Source organism: Hyphomonas sp., from assembly GCF_037969335.1.
GTDB lineage: Bacteria > Pseudomonadota > Alphaproteobacteria > Caulobacterales > Hyphomonadaceae > Hyphomonas.
This window is the reverse complement of sequence record NZ_JBBKXE010000130.1, coordinates 1-13,550: the sequence shown is the minus strand read 5'-3', so window position 1 is coordinate 13,550 and position 13,550 is coordinate 1. Positions and strand designations below refer to the sequence as shown.

15 protein-coding genes are annotated in these 13,550 nt (G+C 63.2%); 8 read left to right on the top strand and 7 right to left on the bottom strand.

Annotation, left to right across the window (positions count from 1 at the left end; translation table 11 throughout):
* Together AADA04_RS09620 and hisE are read left to right on the top strand one after the other, a co-directional pair.
* Nucleotides 1-511, top strand: a 511-nt coding sequence (locus AADA04_RS09620; RefSeq protein ID WP_340693045.1) for a HisA/HisF-related TIM barrel protein, incomplete at its 5' end; no start/stop codon positions are given.
* A 9-nt stretch (nt 512-520) separates the two neighbouring features.
* Nucleotides 521-877, top strand: a complete 357-nt coding sequence (gene hisE, locus AADA04_RS09615; protein ID WP_340693044.1) for a phosphoribosyl-ATP diphosphatase — start codon at nt 521-523, stop codon at nt 875-877.
* A 260-nt stretch (nt 878-1,137) separates the two neighbouring features.
* Here hisE and AADA04_RS09610 read toward each other — a convergent pair whose 3' ends face one another.
* Nucleotides 1,138-1,872: a DUF6065 family protein gene (locus tag AADA04_RS09610; protein WP_340693043.1), complete on the bottom strand. Its 735-nt coding sequence runs from the start codon at nt 1,870-1,872 to the stop codon at nt 1,138-1,140.
* Between the two features lie 59 nt (nt 1,873-1,931).
* On the opposite strand from AADA04_RS09610, the gene AADA04_RS09605 reads away from it, so the two are divergent.
* Nucleotides 1,932-2,426, top strand: coding sequence for a prolyl-tRNA synthetase associated domain-containing protein (locus AADA04_RS09605; protein WP_340693042.1), 495 nt, complete (start codon nt 1,932-1,934; stop codon nt 2,424-2,426).
* A gap of 83 nt (nt 2,427-2,509) precedes the next feature.
* A complete protein-coding gene (locus tag AADA04_RS09600) occupies nt 2,510-3,526 on the top strand; it encodes an aldo/keto reductase (RefSeq protein WP_340693041.1) in 1,017 nt (338 codons plus the stop codon).
* An 11-nt stretch (nt 3,527-3,537) separates the two neighbouring features.
* Here AADA04_RS09600 and AADA04_RS09595 read toward each other — a convergent pair whose 3' ends face one another.
* Nucleotides 3,538-5,997 (bottom strand): DNA translocase FtsK 4TM domain-containing protein, encoded by a 2,460-nt coding sequence (locus tag AADA04_RS09595; protein ID WP_340693040.1) that lies wholly within the window; start codon nt 5,995-5,997, stop codon nt 3,538-3,540.
* A 271-nt stretch (nt 5,998-6,268) separates the two neighbouring features.
* On the opposite strand from AADA04_RS09595, the gene AADA04_RS09590 reads away from it, so the two are divergent.
* The gene (locus AADA04_RS09590) at nt 6,269-6,706 is read left to right on the top strand and encodes a hypothetical protein (protein WP_340693039.1); all 438 of its coding nucleotides are present in this window, start codon (nt 6,269-6,271) and stop codon (nt 6,704-6,706) included.
* A 127-nt stretch (nt 6,707-6,833) separates the two neighbouring features.
* On the opposite strand, the gene AADA04_RS09585 is transcribed toward AADA04_RS09590, so the two are convergent.
* Complete coding sequence (locus AADA04_RS09585) at nt 6,834-8,201, bottom strand: ammonium transporter (protein ID WP_340693038.1); 1,368 nt, start codon at nt 8,199-8,201, stop codon at nt 6,834-6,836.
* Nucleotides 8,202-8,415: 214 nt separating this feature from the next.
* On the opposite strand from AADA04_RS09585, the gene AADA04_RS09580 reads away from it, so the two are divergent.
* Complete coding sequence (locus AADA04_RS09580; protein WP_340693037.1) at nt 8,416-9,654, top strand: FAD-dependent monooxygenase; 1,239 nt, start codon at nt 8,416-8,418, stop codon at nt 9,652-9,654.
* Here AADA04_RS09580 and AADA04_RS09575 read toward each other — a convergent pair.
* From AADA04_RS09575 to trxA, 4 genes are read right to left on the bottom strand one after another with little or no spacing between them, the layout of a single operon-like run.
* Nucleotides 9,651-9,956, bottom strand: a complete 306-nt coding sequence (locus tag AADA04_RS09575; protein WP_340693036.1) for a DUF971 domain-containing protein — start codon at nt 9,954-9,956, stop codon at nt 9,651-9,653. The genes AADA04_RS09580 and AADA04_RS09575 overlap by 4 nt on opposite strands.
* Nucleotides 9,953-10,186 (bottom strand): Trm112 family protein, encoded by a 234-nt coding sequence (locus AADA04_RS09570; protein ID WP_340693035.1) that lies wholly within the window; start codon nt 10,184-10,186, stop codon nt 9,953-9,955. The genes AADA04_RS09575 and AADA04_RS09570 overlap by 4 nt, the downstream gene beginning before the upstream one ends.
* Nucleotides 10,187-10,197: 11 nt before the next feature.
* Nucleotides 10,198-10,848 carry an LON peptidase substrate-binding domain-containing protein gene (locus AADA04_RS09565; protein WP_340693034.1) on the bottom strand — a complete coding sequence of 217 codons (651 nt, stop codon included), beginning with the start codon at nt 10,846-10,848 and terminating at the stop codon, nt 10,198-10,200.
* 51 nt (nt 10,849-10,899) lie between these two features.
* Nucleotides 10,900-11,787: a thioredoxin gene (gene trxA / locus AADA04_RS09560; protein ID WP_340693033.1), complete on the bottom strand. Its 888-nt coding sequence runs from the start codon at nt 11,785-11,787 to the stop codon at nt 10,900-10,902.
* Between the two features lie 245 nt (nt 11,788-12,032).
* Here trxA and AADA04_RS09555 point away from each other — a divergent pair, with 245 nt between their 5' ends.
* Complete coding sequence (locus AADA04_RS09555) at nt 12,033-12,686, top strand: outer membrane lipoprotein carrier protein LolA (RefSeq protein ID WP_340693032.1); 654 nt, start codon at nt 12,033-12,035, stop codon at nt 12,684-12,686.
* Nucleotides 12,687-12,986: 300 nt separating this feature from the next.
* Nucleotides 12,987-13,550 (top strand): exodeoxyribonuclease III (locus AADA04_RS09550; protein ID WP_340693031.1); only part of this gene is annotated, 564 nt, incomplete at its 3' end.

Here is a 13,550-nt window from a genome sequence, read left to right as displayed (position 1 = left end):
GCGCAGCGCGGAAGACCTTGTCGCCCTGCTGAAGGCTGGCGCCGACAAGGTGGCCCTCAATTCCGCCGCCGTGGCAGACCCCGGCCTGATCAGCCGCTGCGCCGCCAAGGCCGGGCGCCAATGCGTCGTCGTCGCCATCGATGCGCGCCGCACAGGCGACCATTGGGAAATCTTCACCCATGGCGGGCGCGACGCCACCGGCATCGACGCCGTGGCCTATGCCATTGAAGCCGAAAAGCGCGGCGCCGGCGAAATCCTGCTCACCAGCATGGACCGCGACGGCACCAAGTCCGGCTATGACCTGGCCCTGCTGAAAGCCATTTCATCCGCCGTGAACATTCCCGTCATCGCGTCCGGCGGCGCAGGCCATGTCGATGACCTCGCCCCCGCCATTCTCGAAGGCGGCGCCAGCGCCGTCCTCGCCGCCTCGATCTTCCATTTCGGCGAAGCCACCATCACCGAAGCCCGCACCGCCCTCGCCGCCGCCGGCGCCCCGGTGCGCCCGCTCTAGGAGAACAAGATGACCCGTCCCCCTCTCGGCCCCCTCGCCCGGCTCAGCGCCGCGCTGGACCACCTCGCCGCCACGATTGATGCGCGCGCCCTTGAAGGCGATGCCGGCACCAGCTGGACCGCGCGCCTGCTCGCCAGGGGGCCGGACGCCGTCGCCGCCAAGATCGCCGAGGAAGGCGCAGAACTGGCCGAGGCCGTGATCCGCGAATCCGACGACCATGTCGCGGCTGAGGCCGCCGACGTGATCTATCACCTGATGGTGGGGCTTCGCGCGCGCGGCGTCCCCCTCGACGCCGTCGCGACAAAACTCGAAGCCCGCCAGGGCACCTCCGGCCTCGCGGAGAAGGCGTCGCGGCCCAAAGAGTAGATTCCCCAACTCGCGTCACCCCCGATGGCGTAGCCATCTGGGGGCCCATCTCTTATCCGCGCCCCACAGCGAACCGGGTGCGCTGCCAGACCGCTACGCGGTCGGCAGTGACGCATTATCGAAATTTCCGTGGATGAGCCCGAAACATCCGGGCTGTTCCGTGCGCTCTCCGTGCCCCATCCGGGCTTTTTCCGGGCAAATATTCGTGTAAATTCCGGCGCGCCCTGCCCCGCCCAATACCGGGGGAAAGACGGCCCGGATTACATGTCCTTCACAGGCTTCAGGCGGCGCTTGGTCTGGTGGTCCTCGGCCTTGTCGCCGGTCACTTTCTGGCCCTTCATGTAATGGCGCTGCCAGCGTTCCTTCATCGCCTTTTCCTCGCCTGTCGCGAGGCGCGTATTGAAGTCAGACCGGCTGGCCACCCAGGCGTCATATTCCTTCACCAGCTCGGGATTCGTCTTCATGGATTTGCGTTCCGGGGTGATCTCTTCCAGCTTTTTATGCTCCATCAGCGTGATGAAGCAGAACGGTTCGCCCTTGCGGAAGATCACTTCGCCGGGCCGCGTCATCGCCCAGTTCATCGTGAACGGGAAAGGCAGCCAGTCGGTCTCGACCAGGCCCGTCAGCGGCGCGATGCCATCGCGCGGCCAGTTCGGCGCGCCCGTCGCCCACACGCCCCAGCCTGGCGGGGTGCGGAACAGGTGGCCGGTATGGAAGGTGACGATGCCGCGCATGAAATGGCTGTCGGCAAAGCTGGCAATCGCATTCGGGTCGCCGGTCGTCTTGAAGCTGATGTCTTCCTTGCGCGGCCCGCCGTTCCACGTGATCTTGATGTCCATCGGGCAGAGGATTTCCCACCCCGTTGAATTGGCCATGGTCAGCGGCAGGCAGCGATAGGGGTGGCGGTCCGGGAAGGCGTCCATCCATTCGCGCTGGCTGCGCCCCGGCACGATTTCGGGGGCGGTGTCGTGTATCTTGTAGCATTCGAGGCGCATGGGGATAAATCTCTCCGGAAGGCTTGACGCTGTCGCCAAGTCTTGGCCCAAAGTGCCCGATGACCGCAAGCCCTGAAGACCTGTTCGCCCGTCTGGATGCCCTCGCCATTGCGCCCCCGACGCACCGGCATGCGCCTGTGTTCACGGTGGAAGAAGGCCGCGACCTGAAGGCGTCGATGCCCGGTGGGCACACCAAGAACCTGTTCCTCAAGGACAAGGACGGCGCCTATGTGCTGATCTCGGCCGAGGCGCACACGCAGATCCGGCTGAACCAGCTCCACCGCCATATCGGCACCAAGCGGCTCTCCTTTGGTTCGCCGGAGGACTTGCTGGCCCTGCTCGGCGTCACGCCCGGCTCGGTGACGGCCTTTGCCCTGATGAATGACCGGGAGGACAAGGTCCGATTCATCGTGGATGCGGCGCTTCTGGCCTGTGATCCGGTCAATTTCCACCCGCTCACCAATACCGCGACCACAGCCATTTCGCGCGATGATTTCCGCCGCTTTGTCGAGGCGACCGGGCATCGGTTCGAGACGTTCGACTTTTCGGCCTGACCCGGCGGAATTTGCCGCCTGCTATGGCGCTGGCCGGGATAGTCGCTAGGCTCGGGCCATAAACGGACACCCGGGAGAGAGACATGAAACATCGCCGCCTTGGCAAGAGCGCCATCTACGTATCCGACATCTGCATGGGCACCATGACATTCGGGTCCCAGACCGACGAGAAAGAGGCCTTCCGCATTCTCGACGAGTGCTATGATGCCGGTATCAATTTCTATGACGCGGCCGAGAACTATCCCGTCCCGCCGGATCCGAAATGGGCCGGCCGCACCGAAGAGATCGTCGGCAAGTGGATGAAAACCAAGGACCGCGATTCCCTCATCATCGCCACCAAAGTGTCCGGCCCGTCGCATGGCTGGATCAAGTCGTCCCAGCGCGCCGGCATGACCGCGATGGACCGCCACAATATCACCCGCGCCGTCGAAGCCAGCCTCGAACGCCTCGGGACAGACTATATCGACCTCTACCAGACCCACTGGCCCGATCACGGCACCGATTTCGACGAAGCCATCGAAACCCTCGACGACCTCGTCCGCGCCGGCCTCATCCGCGTCGTTGGCTGCAGCAATGAAAATGCCTGGGGCCTGATGAAAAGCATCGCCACGTCCGAGCGCCTCGGCACCGTGCGCCACCAGACGATCCAGAACAATTTCAGCCTGAACAACCGGCGCTTCGAGGACGAACTTGCGAACATCTGCAAGCGCGAGAATGTCAGCCTGATCCCCTACTCGCCGATTGGCGGCGGTGTCCTGTCCGGCAAGTATAATGGCGGGGCGACACCGGAAGGTGCGCGCTTCTCCAGCTATATCAAGAAGGGCGGGCGCCACACCCTGATGGCCCAGCGCTTCGTCAACGACAAATCCCTCGCCGCCACAGAGCGTTACATGGCCATCGCCGCCGAGGCGGGCATGTCACCTGTCACGCTGGCCACGGCCTGGTCGAAACAGCATGACTTTGTCGCGTCGACGATTGTCGGCGTCAGCCGGCAGGACCAGCTCGCCCCCATCCTCGCCGCAGCTGACCTCACGCTCTCCGACGAGGTGATGAAAGCCTGCGACGCTGTATCGAAGGATATCCTATACCCGATGGGCTGAGGCGCGCTGCCTTAGTCGCCGCCGGGCGCACCCGTGGCCAACACTTCGCGCCGGCCGGCATGGTTCGGCGCGGAGACAATGCCCTCTTCCTCCAGCCGGTCGATCAGGCCCGCCGCCTTGTTATAGCCAACCTTGAGGCGGCGCTGGAGGTAGGAGGTCGATGCCCGCTTGTCGCGCACGACAATGGCAATCGACTGGGCGAACAGGTCTTCGTCATCATCCCCAGTCGATGTGCCGAGCATGGCGTCCATCACGGCCGAACCCGTCGAGCCGTCTTCCGGCGCTTCCAGGATGTCCATGACATAGTCAGGCTCGCCCTGTTCTTTCAGCCAGTCCACCACCGACCCAACTTCCTCGTCGGACACGAACGGACCATGCAGGCGCTGCGATTTCTTGCCGGGCGCCTGGTACAGCAGGTCGCCCATGCCGAGAAGCTGCTCTGCGCCCTGCTCGTTCAGGATGGTGCGCGAGTCGATCTTCGTCGTCACCATGTACGAGATACGTGTCGGGAAGTTCGCCTTGATCGTGCCGGTGATAACGTCCACGGACGGACGCTGCGTTGCGGTGATAAGGTGAATGCCGGCGGCACGCGCCATCTGCGCCAGGCGCTGGACGCAGCCTTCGATCTCCTTGCCGGCCACCATCATCAGGTCCGCCATCTCGTCGATGACAACGACAATGTTCGGAATATGGTCGACAGGCAGGCTCTCGGTTTCATGGATCGGCTTGCCCCGCTCGTCATACCCGGTCTGGACCTTGCGGACCATCTCCTCACCCGAGGCGCGGAACTTGGCGGCCTTGTCGTTGAAGCCTGACAGGTTACGCACGCCGGCCTTCGACATCAGCTCATAGCGGCCTTCCATTTCGCGCACAGTCCACTGCAATGCGTTCACGGCCTTTTTCGGATCGGTCACGACGGGTGCCAGAAGGTGCGGGATACCTTCATAGATCGACAGCTCGAGCATCTTCGGGTCGATCATGATGAAGCGGCATTGTTCCGGCGTATGGCGATACAGCAGCGACAGGATCATCGCGTTGACGCCCACCGATTTGCCCGAACCCGTCGTGCCGGCGATCAACAGGTGAGGCATCTTGGCAAGGTCGACCACGGTCGGCACGCCGCCGATATCCTCGCCCAGCGCCATTGGCAGGCTGGCGCGGGTCGCGACATATGGCTCCGACTGCAGCAGTGTGCGCAAGTAGACCGTGTCGCGATCATCGTTCGGCAATTCGATGCCGATCGCATTCTTGCCGGGCACCACGGCGACGCGGGCCGAGACCGCACTCATCGAGCGGGCAATATCGTCGGCCAGCGAGATCACGCGGGAGGATTTTACACCCGGTGCAGGCTCCATTTCGAAAAGGGTAATCACCGGACCCGGGCGCACTTCCTTGATCCGTCCACGCACGCCGAATTCCTTCAGCACTTCGGAAAGCCGCGCCGCCTTGGCGATCAGCGCTTCCTCGTCGACCGTATCGCCGCGCTCTTCCGGCATCTGCAGCAGGTCGATCGACGGCAGACGCGTCGCCTTGTTGCGGCGCTCTGTCTTGGTCACACGCGGAACCGGGGCCTTCGGAGCCGGCTTGGGATTCTTGAAGCGCATGGTGCGAACGGGCACCTCTTCCGGCTCTTCGAGATCGTCTTCCTCTTCGTACACGTCCTCTTCGTCGAAGATTTCTTCCAGGTCTTCGTCATCCTCATCATAGTCGACCGGCTTCTTCGGCTTCCCGAAGAAGCTGCGTGCTTCGCCGGAGAGCTCGTCGTCCCCCTTCACCACACGCGCACGGTCCGTGACTTCGGAGGGGCGGCGTTTCGGCACAAGGAAGCGGCCGACAGATGCCAGCATGCCGGCTACGCCCCTGGCCTTGCGCGCCGCCCGTATGCCGGACGTCGCTGCGGCCTCCTGCAGGAGCTGCGCATCGCCCCGCCGGAATCCCAGCGCCGCAAGCGCGGCCCACAAGGCGGCGCCACCCAGGATGAATCCCGCCCATGTGCCGGGCGACGGCAGCAAGAGCGCCTTGAACGGCATCTGCGCGTAATAGAACAAGGCGTCTCCGACAACACCGCCAAGGCCCGCGCTCAGCGGCCAGGATTCCGGCACAGGCCAGCCGGCGAAACAGGCCGCGGACAAAGGCACAAAGGAGGCGCCGAGCAGCCAGCGCCGTACGCTGGGCGCGCCAATCAGCACGGCTCGCATGGCGCCGCCGATCATCAGCGCAAGTCCAGCCGTCCAGCTCGACCAGCCAAAGCCCTGCCGCGCGAAGTCAGAAAATATCGCGCCGGGACTGCCAAACAGGTTTTGAACGATTGCGTCTGTCGCGGCGTTCCAGCTGGGATCGCTCGGCACATAAGAGCCCACGCTGCCACATCCGAACACGCCCGCACCGAAGGCTGCAGCGCCCGTCAGGATCCGCCAGACCGGGTCACTCGCGCTCGGGGCATCATCGTCAGTATAGGCGTAGTCAGTCATGTGCTGGGGCAACTCCGCTTCTCGGAATGGGAAGCCCACACATTGCCGGATCAGCCTTAACACCGCGCAAACGCACTGCAGGGGATTTCTGTTGCAGTGTTAACGGATGAAGCCACCGGTCCGCACCCGATCCACGGCGCCTGGCACATCTGGCCGAAGGGCATGACTTTCCCCTTATTGCCCTCTTACGTCGATTTAATGCACGAAATCGGGGAACTTCGGCCCCGTAATGACCGTTGCTTGCCCATAACTCGTCACCAAGGAGACAAGCATGAAACGCATTATGATCATTCCCGCCACTGCCGCCCTGTTAACGGGTCTGTCAGCGACCGCGCAGGATTTTAACGATAACGCCGACGCGGTTAAGACTCCGGCGCCCGTGCTCTACACAGAAGAGACACCCGAGCTTGACGAGCTAACAATCGATGAGCTGAACGCGCTCCAGCTCCAGCGCCTTCAGGTTGCCTCCACAGAAACAGTCGAGACCGGAGACACGATGGTTCAGGTCGAAACGGACATGGAGACGATGCCATCCGATACGATGGAAAGCGAAACCGCTGCGTCAGTCGAGGCGGACACTGAAATGAATGCTCATGACCACATGTCCGACGATGAAATGATGCCTGCGACGGACATGCCGGATATGACGACCGAACAGGACGATCCTGTCATGGAAGACGAGATGGAACCGGATTGGCCGGAACAGTAATCGCACCGCCCCCTACCCTTCCAAAAAAACGCCCCCTGGCTCAGCGAGGGGGCGTTTCCTTTTCGGGCAAGAAAAAACCCCGGCGGACCTGGATCCGCCGGGGTTCGTATTCTCCTGGAAGAACCCCTCAGCCCCTGGAGAATTCCGGATAGGCTTCAAGGCCGATCTCTGCCTTGTCGAGACCCATTTCCTCGTCCTCGAGGCTGCACCGCACACCGATTGTGTACTTGAGCAGGAGCCAGACAACCGCAGAGGCGGCGACAACGAACACGCCTGTCAGGGCGACACCAACGAACTGTCCCATATAGGACGCATCGGTATTGGTTGCCGCAACAATCATCGTGCCCCAGATACCGCACACGAGGTGAGCCGGGATGGCACCGACCACGTCGTCGATCTTCAATTTGTCGAGCAGTGGCACCGAGAGAACGACCAGGATACCGCCAACGCCGCCGATAAGCACAGACTGGCCCATGGTTGGCATCAGGGGTTCAGCCGTGATCGACACCAGGCCGCCAATGGCGCCGTTGAACACCATGGTTGCATCAATCTTGCCCTTGTACATGATCGAAGTGGTGATCATGGCCGCGATCACGCCGCCAACTGCCGCCATGTTCGTATTGGCAAAGATCTGTGCGACCGCATTGATGTCAGCCGCCGTACCTGCAGCCAGCTGCGAGGCACCGTTGAAGCCGAACCAGCCGAACCACAGGATGAAAGTACCAAGCGCAGCGAGCGGAATGTTCGAACCCGGCATCGGATGAACCTGCTTGCCGAAATATTTCCCGGCACGCGGGCCGATGACGATGGCGCCAACGAGCGCTGCCCAGCCACCGGTCGAGTGCACCAGCGTCGAACCTGCGAAGTCAGAGAAGCCCCACACGGTGTCGAGATAGCCGCCGCCCCATTCCCAGGATGCCACGATCGGATAGATCAAGGCGGTCAGGACAGCGGTGAAAATCAGGAAAGGCCACAGCTTGACGCGCTCGGCCACTGTGCCTGAGACGATCGAAGCGGCGGTTGCCACGAACACCATCTGGAAGAACCAGTCTGATGCGGGCGCATAACCGGCATCGCTCTGGACACTGAGATCACCACCGGACCAGAAGAACGCATCAAGGCTTGGTACGCCAACAAGGCCTTCCAGCATTGTCGCGCTCGGATAAGCGACATTATACCCGACCAACCAGAACATCAGGCCGGCAATGGAATAGAGTGCAATGTTCTTGGTCGACTGCATCGCAGCGTTCTTGGAACGGACGAGGCCCGCCTCCAGCATGCAGAACCCGGCCGCCATGAGCATCACGATGATGCCGCCGATCAGGAACAGGTAGCTATTGTCGACATACGCGCTGGCGCTGCCGTTCACGCTCTCTTCGAGGGCGGCGAGCCGCGTCGCGAGGTCGTCTTCCTGGGCATAGGCCAGGACCCCCGCCGTAAGCGCGACGGGCAACAATGCCGCCCCGCGCAACCATCTTCCAATCGTCTGGCCCATCTCTGACCCCTCCTTCGTGAATGATCTGGAGCTCGGGACCCCCCGCGCTCTCCCAGTGCTGATATGATTGGGGCGCCCGCCGAAAGTCGCTCACCGGGCTGAGGTCGGGGTGGATTCACAGCTCACGTGGTCAAACGCTGGGCAGGGTTGCGGCCAATCGCCCAAATCTGCGTCATCGCTGGACGGTTTGGTTGGCGCCCCCTACCTAGAATGCATGACTGAAACGCCCGCAGCCCCCTCTCTCAAGGTCGAGTTGGCCGTTATCGGCGCCGGACCGGTCGGCACATCGCTGGCCATCCTCGCGGCGCGCGCCGGATTCTCCACTCTTCTGGTCGATGCCCGCGACCCGGCGAGCGAACCGCCACGCGACACACGCAACTTCGCGATCGTGCGTGGCAGCTGGCGATTGCTCGGCGCCGCCGGCGTGCATCCCGCCCTGTCCGGCCACACGCAACCGCTCATGGGCCTCGAGGCCACCGATGGCGGGCGCCACTGGTTCGGCGCGCCCTCTGTCCTGTTTGGTACAGACGATTTGCCTGAAGACGCCCAGGGCGAACCGCTCGGGCAGATGGTCCCGGCTGCCGCGCTCCAGGCTGCGCTTGACGAAGTTGCCGCCGCAACGCCCGGCCTCATCTGGTGGCGCAACACGAAATTCACCGGCCTGGAAACCGACCCCGCCCATGCCCGCCTCACCATGGATGACGGACGCATCGTCGAGGCCGGCCTCGTGGCCGCCTGCGACGGCGTCAAATCCGGCGTCCGCACCGCGCTCGGCATCACCACAGAGGGGCGCGCCTACGGCAAATCGGTATTTGCCGCCGATGTTAAGCTGTCCCGTCCCCATAACGGTTTCGCCCGCCAATTGTTCACGCCCGAAGGACCGTTCGCGACCCTGCCGCTGCCCGGAAATCGGGCAAACCTGGCCTGGTATCTCAAGACCGGCGCTGCCGAAGCCATGGCCGCCATGCCGCCCGAATCCATCGAAGCCGAACTGAATGCGCGCTTTGCCGACTTTGCCGGGCCGATGACGCTTGACGGCAAGCCGCTGGCATATCCGCTCCACCTCCAGATCGCCACATCCATGGTCGGGCCGCGCGCCGCCCTGCTCGGCGATGCAGCACGGCGGATCAACCCGCTGGCGGGGCAAGGCCTCAATCTCGGCTTCAAGGATGTCGGCGCACTGGTCGACGTGATGACGGACGCCCGCGACATTGGCCTCGACCCCGGCGCGGACACAAGCCTGCAGCGCTACCAGGAATGGCGCCGCTTCGATGCGGCCACCACCGCCATGTTCATGGACGGCGTCGACCGGGTGTTTTCAAATGACAATGCCCTGCTCAAGCCGCTGCGCGGTCTGGCGCTCATCGCGGCCGGCAGGATTGGTCCGATACGCCGCGCCATGGCCCGCCAGGCCAGCGCCGACCAGGCCGACCTGCCGAGCCTTATGCGCTAAGCGCTCGCGGTCAGGCGTTTCAGCAGGTCCCAGGTATAAAGCCCGCTCGAATGTCCGTCGGAGAAAATGATCCGCACCGCATAGCGTCCCACCGGCTCCGCGCGCTCCACAGTGATGTCTGCCGGCACGGGTGGCTGGACCGGTTTCGGTCCTGAGCCGTGCCCCTGCACGGCTGCAGACGGGCTGTTTTCACGCAGGCTGACGAAATCCACCGCACCCGACGATCCGTCATCGAATTCGGCTTTCAGCTCGCGGGCTGTTCGCCGGAATGTCAGCCGCACCGGCCAGGCGGGCGCGCTCATGCGTCATCCCCGTCAGCCACGGCATCGTCCAGGTCGCGCGCCTCGTCCGCCAGCATGATCGGAATCCCGCCCCGGATCGGATAGGCCAGCCGCGCCTTCTTCGAAATCAGTTCGCCCGCTGCGCGGTCATAGGTCAGCGGCTGGCGGGAGACCGGGCAGATCAGGATTTCCAGCAGGCGCGGATCGACGCCTGATCCGCGGTCCGCCTTGGCGGGTGTGTCGTCGTGCATTCCGGTCAATCCTACTGCATCGTCCCGGCATCATTGCCGGGCACATCCATTCTCAACAAGGTGATGAGCGTTTCGGCGCGCGCTTTCAAGGTCGACGCTTCGATCAGCGCCTGTTTCTCGATCGTGGAGAACGGACAGCCCGAGCAGAGCGCATTGACCAGCGTCTCGAGCGGCGCGTCTGCCACGGCCGACCAGTCGGCCTGCATCTTGTTGATCTCGACATAGGTTTTCAACGCGCCGATCAGCTTGTCCCGGCTTGGCAAGGCGGTCTCGTTCGCGGCCACGAGGTCAGACGCATACGGCGACCAGTCCGGTCGGACCTGCCGATAGGGCGTTGTCACGCTCATCTCTTCGCCAATGGCAAAGCGCGCAATCCCGGTCAGCGTGATCAGGTATCGGCCGTCTTCTGTTTCAGAATAGCTGGTGATCCGTCCTGCACATCCAACCTCGGCCAGCAGCGGGCGCGCCTTCGACCCGCCCATCGCCTGCACCATTCCTATCAGGCGCGAGCCCGCCATCGCATCATCGATCATGTTGAGATAGCGCGGCTCGAAAATGTTCAGCGGCAATTCCCAGCGCGGGAACAACAAGGCCCCCGGCAGGGGAAAGACGGCCAGCGTGTCCGGCAGGTCGCCTGTCTTCCTGTAATGTCCCACACTCATCAATCGCGGTCCTGTCTCCATCAGGGATACGAAGGTGGGCCGAATGCCGGTCTAGGCAAACATCAGCGATCCCAGCCGGCGGCGGCCCTCAACCGTTGCCGGATCTGTCGGCCCGGCGGCTTCGAACACTTGTAGCAGCTTTTCCTTGGCCTTGCCGCCCTCCCAGTCGAGTTTCGCGCCGAGAATGATCAGCAGGTGATCGATGGCATCCTTGTAGCGCTGGGCACCGACATATTTTTCGGCCAGCTCGAAACGCTTGGCATGATCGTCCGGTGCGGCGGTCACGGCGCTCAGCAATTCATCGAACTCGCCGGGTTCGGCATCGTCGGCCATCAATTCGATCGCCGTGCGCACGCCTTTGACAGCGGTATCGTGCTTTCCGGATTCCGGCACCATGTCGAGCGTCGCGGTCGCGCGTTCCTTGTCGCCATTGGCAAGATAGCAGCGGGCGAGGCCGGCAATCGCGGTCACATTCTCCGGGTCTTCCTGGATCACGCTGGCATAGATCTGCGCGGCGGTGCCGAGATCGCCCGACTGGCTCGCGGTTTCGGCCTGGACCAGCGCTTCGGCAATCACCTGCGCGGTGTCGGTGCCGCTCAGCAGCTTGTCGATGAAGCCTTTGACCTGGCCTTCGGGCAGTGCGCCCTGGAACGCATCGACCGGACGGCCCTTGTCGAAGGCGAACACCGCCGGAATCGACCGCACACCCAACTGGCCCGCATAGGCCGGGTTCTCGTCAATATTGATCTTGACCAGTTTGACCGCGCCCTTCTTGCTGTCGACAACGCGCTCGATCACCGGGCCGAGCTGTTTGCACGGCCCGCACCAGGGCGCCCAGAAATCGACAATCACGGGCTGCGTGTTGGAGGCCTCGACAACATCCGCCATGAAATCCTGGTCAGTGCTGTCCTTGGTATTGAGCGAAGCGGTATCCGGCATCGATGGGGTTCCTTTATATACGGGGGCAAAGATGGGCGCGCAGGCCGCAATACGCAAGCGGGCGCGGTGCCTCAGGCCGGAACATCCCGCCCGGTTCCGTGTTCATCCTGCCGCCGGTTAAGGTCCACGGGCGCGCAAAACTGAACGCAAGCCAACGAAAAGCGGCCGAAATACCTTGATCTGGCCCTGTTTAGGTGAGGTTCAGGCCATTAGATTGAAGCTCATGGTCAAAGGAGACCCACGCTATGATGAACTTGCTGACGACCCTCGGGGCCATCACCGCCCTCGCCACGGCCCCGCTCGCCGTGACGCTTCAGGACGCCGTCCCGTCCGTGCCCGCCATCACCGCGCCTGCCGCGATGACGGATGCCGAACGCAGCGCGATCCTCAAGGATGTCTCCAGGGCGATGTCCGACGTGAAAACCGCAAGCGGCAGGTTCGAACAGCTTGCGCCCGACTATTCCGTTTCGACCGGCAGTTTCGCCCTGTCGCGTCCCGGCAAGGTCCGTTTCGACTATGACGACCCGACACCGCTCCTGATCGTCAGCAATGGCGCCACCGTCGCGATGCAGGACAGCGAGCTGGAAACAACCGACCGCGTGCCGCTTAGCTCGACTCCGCTCTCGCTCCTGCTCGACGACAGTCTCGACTTTGAAAACGAGGCCCGCGTGCTCGACGTTGTCCGCGCCAATGGCCGTATCGGCGTCACACTCCAGGACCGCTCCGGCGAGATGGACGGCACGCTCACGCTGATCCTGTCGGACACGACACGGGAGCTCCTTGGCTGGCGCACGGAAGACAGCGGCGGCAACATCACCTCCGTCCAGCTGATCGGCGTCGAGTACGGCAAGAAGCTCAATCCGCGCCTCTTCATCCTGAAGGACTTCGACGACGAATAAGGCCCCTGCGGTCCGCTGCGGTGTAACCACACCACAACGCGTGCCGCAGAACTTTCCAGAATCGAAAAAGGCAAGCATGTAACACAAAATTCACTTGATAATTCTGAGTGGCGTGACATCTTTGCAACTGTCGATGAAGCGGAATACCCCGCGCAGCACTTGACCCCCCGCTGTGAACACCCGCTCCATCGCCGCCGGAACTCCCTTGCCGGCGAGACGTAAAATCTCGCGTCAGGCGCGCCCGAACTCCCCCGCGTTCGGGCGCGTTGACGTTTCAGGGATCAATGCTAGGCAGAAGCCATGGCCAAACCTCTCAAGATCGTCAGCTGGAACATCAACTCGGTCCGCCTGCGCGCGCCGAATGTCGCGGAATTCGTCACCGCCGAGGCGCCGGACGTCATCTGCCTGCAGGAAACCAAATGCCAGGACGGCGAATTCCCGGAAAAGCAGTTCCGTGAAATGGGCCTGCCGCACCTCGTCCTGAACGGACAGAAAGGCGGCCATCACGGCGTCGCCATCGCTTCGCGTTTCCCGCTGGAACGCGTCGACGTGCCGGACCTCTGCCGCCACGGCCATGCCCGCGCGATTGCTGCACGCGTGAACGGGCTCGAAATCCACAATATCTACCTGCCTGCCGGCGGCGACGTGCCGGACCCCGTCGCCAATGACAAGTTCGCCCACAAACTCGATTTCCTCGCAAAGCTGGGCAAGGGCTACAAGTCGCTGCCCAAGGCCGCGCGCATCCTTGTCGGCGACCTCAACGTCGCCCCGCACGAGAACGATGTCTGGTCGCACAAGCAGCTCCTGAAGATCGTCTCGCACACGCCCATCGAAACCGAACTCCTCGAAGACTCGCGCCAGACG